Origin of the sequence: Arthrobacter sp., from assembly GCF_031179385.1 — a bacterium.
Classification (GTDB): domain Bacteria; phylum Actinomycetota; class Actinomycetes; order Actinomycetales; family Micrococcaceae; genus Arthrobacter_D.
On sequence record NZ_JAPSHV010000092.1, the window covers coordinates 1 to 4,479 of the forward strand.

Genomic DNA, 4,479 nt, shown 5'->3' on the forward strand with positions numbered 1-4,479 from the left:
GAGAACAACCATGGCCGCGGCCAACAGCGCAATCAACCCCGCGCTGACACTGGGCAGGATGGGGAACCCGGCTGCTTCGGCGCCGGGTGTCCCGCTTCCAGCGACGGGCGCCGGGTCAGGCGACTCGGTTTCCTCCGGTGGCTCGTACATGGGCGCCCAGGCATAGGGCGGCATCGCGAACGGGGCGAGCTTCTTGGCTGCCTTCGTTTTCTCCGCAGGGGTGGGTTCCTCGACGGGAACCACCTCCACCGGCACTGTATAGACCTGGGGCTGGGCGGGGACTATGAGCTGCTGGGGAACGATGGGTGCCGGCGCCTGTTGGACCGGAGGCGCCGGGGCAGGTGCGGGCTTGGGGGCCGGCGCCGGTACGGGCTCGGGGGCAGGCTCAGGTTCGGGCGCTGGAGCGGGCGGTGGAGCGGGCGGTGCAGGTGCCGGCGCAGGTGCGGGTGCCGGGGCAGGTGCTGGCCCTTCCACGGGGGGCTCGGGGGACGGCTCCTCCACGGGGGGCTCGGGAGGGGGTGCGGGTGCCACGGGCGGCTCGTCGCGGCCACCCCGACCCCGATTGTCTTCCTCCGGCGGCTCGTTGCTGGGACCCGTAGCCGGTCCCGACGGGGAAGTGTCACCGCCGGAGTCATGGTCCGCGTTGGCGGCCGGTGCGGCGGCGAACGTCGCTCCGATGAACAGTGCTACCGCAGCGGTATATCTCAGCCAGTTGTTGGTGTGTTGCACCTGTATCTCCCAACGCTGCACCAGCGGCACGCGCCGACAGCTCCACATTCCGGCGCGTTAGCTCGTTGGATACCAGCTACCCGACCGTAAGTGTGCTTACGAGTTTACACAACGGCTTTCGATTTGTATCCGGTCAAGCCGAAATTGCGCCGGTGTTTCAGTGCCCGCCCGCGGTGCTGTCCTGGCCAGTGTCGCCCATGCTGGGGCGCTGAACGCACCTGAGCTCCGACGTCAGCGCTGCTTGCGCTGCCCGTCCCGAATTTCGCAGATGGAAAGCGCTCCGGATACTTCCTCGGCGGCGCTGCGGCCGAGGACCACAACCCGGTCGGCAAGCCGCACCGCTTCCTCCATGCTGTTGGTTGCAAGGAGGACCGTGGTCGGGAGGGCTCGGTGGAGGGTCTGCAGCACGTTGTGCAGCACTGTCCGGGCAGCGCCCTCGACGGCCGCGAACGGGTGGTCGAGCAACACTACGCCGGGTCCGCTCGCCAGTGCCCGGGCCAGGGCCGCGCGCCGCACGATCTCGGCGGTCACATCGGTGGGCAGAAGCTTGGCGAACCGGTGAAGCCCCGCGAGATCGAGAAGCTCGGCAATCCTCGCCTTGCCCTCGCTGGCGCTGGAACCCTTGCGGAGGCCCAGTGCGAGGTTGGCCTGCAATGAATGGGTCGGCTGCAGGCCGGCGTCCCTGGGGGTCCAGGAGCAGCGGTCGTCCGTGCGCCGGACAGGTTCCCCGCCCACCAGCACCGAGCCCGACTGTGGGTGATCCAGTCCGGCGGCCGCGCGCAGGAGGCGGGAGGCACCGTCGTTCTCTGTGCCCACGAACGCGAGCACCTCGCCGGCGCGAATATCGAGACTGACATCGCGGAGGCCCTCGGCATGCAGCTTCACGAAGGAGACGGGCAGCGGCGTCGAAGCCCGTTTGAGCGCCGTGTGTGAGGGTGGAACCGGGCTGGGACTCATCGGTTTGCTCCGTAGGTATCCGGGTGTCCGGGGCACCCACGGTGCCCGCCAGTAATCATCCCTAACCTAGTCGGAGCGGGCGTGAATCCCGCCGTATAGCGGTTGTTTGACGTTATATTGCGCCCGACTCAGTAGCGGTATGTGTTGAATGTTTCTTCCATGGTGCGGTCGAGCGGTGTCTCCACGGCGCACACGATCAGCCCGATCCATACGTTTCGTGCGAGGTCCGGCAGGCGCCAGGAGGAGAGCGGTATGCGCTCGGACGCGGGGACCGAGGTGCGGCCGATGTAGGCGAACAGTGCCAGCGGTACTCCCAGGATGACAAGGAGCTCCATGGCCTTACACCCCCTCCGGCGTTGGATTCGAGTAGGAGCGGCTAGGCAGTGCCGAATCTCCCCAGCCCGTGTGGGAGAAGATCGAGGGAGTGTGCCCCCTGCCGTCCGTGCGGACGGTGTGGAGGACAGCCGCGGTGAGTGCGGCCAGCAGAACCAGTACGACGATGATTTCCATACCTCGATGGTCCTCCTCGCCTCCCTGCCCCAACAGTGGCAGAAAAGACCACTATCAATAATTTTCAGCCACTATTCGACGAAGCCTGAAAGTTCTTTGGAACGTGCGTAACCCGCGGCATCGCTGCGTCGATTACCTGCATGTGAGGGTGCGCCGCTTCGTCCCCCAGCGAGGGCGGTGCACCCCCGAACCTCATGATCAAGACCGACCAAGGAGTTCCATGAACCTGCACGATCGTTTCAGCGCCCTCAGCCTGCCCGCCAAGGGCGCCGCCCTTGCCGCCGTCATCGCCGTCGGCGGTGCGGGCGTCGCAGTTGCCGCTCCCTCCGTTGAAGGCGCTGCCGACGGTGCTGCTGAAGTAACTGCGGTGGTGGCACCCGCTGAGGCTGCCGTGCCCGCCGTTCCCGCCCTGCCCGCCGTTCCTACGGTTTCCGAGGAAGATGTACCGGCCGTACCGGCGACCCCTGCCGTGCCTGCCGTACCGGCTGTTCCGGCATCGCCCGCCGCTTCCGCTCAGGCCGCCGCGGATGTCAAGGCAGCCGAAGACGCCGAAGCCAACGCAGAGGCTGAGGTTGACGTTGAAGCCGACGCCGACGTGCGTGGTTCCGGGGTAGCTGTCCCCGCGGTTCCGGCTGCGCCCGCCGTGCCTGGCGTTGACGGTGCACCCGCGACCCCGGCCGTGCCCGCTGTTCCGGCTGAGGTTACCCTGCCCGAGGTCGCGGTAGGAGCCGGCGTCGAGGTTGGTGCTGAAGCCAAGGTTGAGGGTTCGCGCCGCTAACGCTGCGTCGCTAGGATTGCGGGGTTTGGGTGCGGCGCAATGCCGCACCCGCCCCCGGATCGAGAGGTACATGTGAGTTCCACGCTGACGGACGATCTGCTGGGTGCTGCCCAGGCAGGCGACACTGAGGCGTTGAACCGTATCTACACTGAACTTTCGCCGAGGATCCTCGGTTACCTGACCGCCCGCGGCTCGGAGGATCCCGAAGCACTCACACAGGACGTCTTTCTCGCTCTGTTCAGCAGGTTGCCTTCCATCACGGGCGGCGAGCAGGGCCTGCGCACCTTCGCCTTCTCGATGGCGCACGCGCGTCACGTCGATGAAACCCGGAGACGCACCCGTCGGCCGGCCCTGTTTTCCTATGATCCGTCGGTAGACCACCGGACGACGGCGTCCGCTGAGTCCTCTGCCCTGGGCAACCTCACCGCCGAGGGAGCACTCGGGCACCTCCGCTCCCTGAACAGCGACCAGAGCGATGTGCTCGCCCTGCGGATCGTCGCGGACCTGCCGCTCGATGAGGTGGCACGCGTGCTCGGGAAATCAACCGGTGCCGTGAAACAGCTGCAGCGTCGCGGACTCCACAAACTCAAACAACTTCTTGTCGATAAGGATTCGAGCAACCATGGTGCATGACCCCAGCTCCCGGGCGACGGCGCGGAACCTGCTTGCCGAGTCCGACGTCGTTGCCTCCGAAGAACTGACTGTTGCGCTCGCCGAACTCAGGGGTGTCGGTCAGCGGCCGGCGCCGCCGATCTCGCCTGCGCTCGCTGAAGCCATGCGTCAGGCAGCGGTACCTGGTGACCGCTCGTCCGAGTCCGACGGAAATGTTGTTCCGCTGCGATCCCGCAAGGCCAAGCGTCGGGGTGCGGCGGTGAGCGGCGTCGTCGTGCTCGCCATGGCTGCAGGTATGGGGGGAGTGGCCGCGCTCGGGCCGGGCAACGCCGTCGAGACCGCAATCGAGTCCGTGATCCGCTGGGTGGCGCCGCCGGAACCTGCCGAGCCCGCCTCGGACAAGCAGCCCGACCCAGCTCATCCCGCGCCGGTTCCCGCTCCGGACGTAACGCCGGTCCCTCAGGCGCCGGCGTCCGCGCCTGAGGGGCCGGGCGCAGCGGAGCCGGGCACCCGGGGCGGGGAAGGCTCACCGACGGCCCCAGAGCCCACGACCAGCGCCGAGCCTGAGAACCACGCCCCGGCGGACCGGAAGGGGACCAGCAGAGACCTGCCTGAGGTGGGACGAAGAGTTGTTCCGCCGGTTGAGCTCCCGGAGTTGCCCGTCGAGGCTCCCCGCCCGGTTCCGACGCCCCGCTCCGTCCTTCCAGTAGATCCGCTCGGACTCACAGTTCCCGAAGGAACACCGAAGCCCGCGCCGAGTGCGGATCCCTCCCGCTGAAGCCCTCCCGCTGAAGCCCTTCCGTTTGAACCACTAAGCGGTGACCTGCCGCTTCGAAGAAATGACGCCGGTGTTGAAGCCGGCCAGGTTCAGCCCGCCGTGGAAGCGCGCGTGC

The 4,479-nt window shown here is 67.6% G+C and carries 6 protein-coding genes and 2 pseudogenes; 3 read left to right on the forward strand and 5 right to left on the reverse strand.

The features are described 5' to 3' along the window. The 4 genes and pseudogenes from RIF85_RS12035 to RIF85_RS12050 form a co-directional block, all read right to left on the reverse strand. Positions 1–729 (reverse strand): annotated as a pseudogene (locus RIF85_RS12035) (hypothetical protein); the annotation flags it as partial. Positions 730–960: 231 nt separating this feature from the next. After that, on the reverse strand, positions 961–1,686 hold the full coding sequence (locus tag RIF85_RS12040) for an ATP-binding cassette domain-containing protein (RefSeq protein WP_309072142.1): 726 nt from the start codon (positions 1,684–1,686) through the stop codon (positions 961–963). A gap of 128 nt (positions 1,687–1,814) precedes the next feature. Beyond that, the gene (locus RIF85_RS12045; protein ID WP_309072143.1) at positions 1,815–2,021 is read right to left on the reverse strand and encodes a hypothetical protein; all 207 of its coding nucleotides are present in this window, start codon (positions 2,019–2,021) and stop codon (positions 1,815–1,817) included. A 4-nt stretch (positions 2,022–2,025) separates the two neighbouring features. Further along, on the reverse strand, positions 2,026–2,196 hold the full coding sequence (locus tag RIF85_RS12050; RefSeq protein WP_309072144.1) for a hypothetical protein: 171 nt from the start codon (positions 2,194–2,196) through the stop codon (positions 2,026–2,028). 220 nt (positions 2,197–2,416) lie between these two features. Here RIF85_RS12050 and RIF85_RS12055 point away from each other — a divergent pair, with 220 nt between their 5' ends. The 3 genes from RIF85_RS12055 to RIF85_RS12065 all read left to right on the forward strand — a co-directional run bounded on the left by RIF85_RS12055 (position 2,417) and on the right by RIF85_RS12065 (position 4,364). Next, positions 2,417–2,974: a hypothetical protein gene (locus RIF85_RS12055; RefSeq protein WP_309072145.1), complete on the forward strand. Its 558-nt coding sequence runs from the start codon at positions 2,417–2,419 to the stop codon at positions 2,972–2,974. Between the two features lie 72 nt (positions 2,975–3,046). Then, positions 3,047–3,607 (forward strand): sigma-70 family RNA polymerase sigma factor, encoded by a 561-nt coding sequence (locus tag RIF85_RS12060; protein WP_309072146.1) that lies wholly within the window; start codon positions 3,047–3,049, stop codon positions 3,605–3,607. Beyond that, complete coding sequence (locus RIF85_RS12065) at positions 3,597–4,364, forward strand: hypothetical protein (RefSeq protein WP_309072147.1); 768 nt, start codon at positions 3,597–3,599, stop codon at positions 4,362–4,364. Before RIF85_RS12060 ends, RIF85_RS12065 begins: the two co-directional genes overlap by 11 nt. 33 nt (positions 4,365–4,397) lie before the next feature. Here RIF85_RS12065 and RIF85_RS12070 read toward each other — a convergent pair. Then, positions 4,398–4,479: pseudogene (locus RIF85_RS12070) on the reverse strand (CoA-binding protein); the annotation flags it as partial.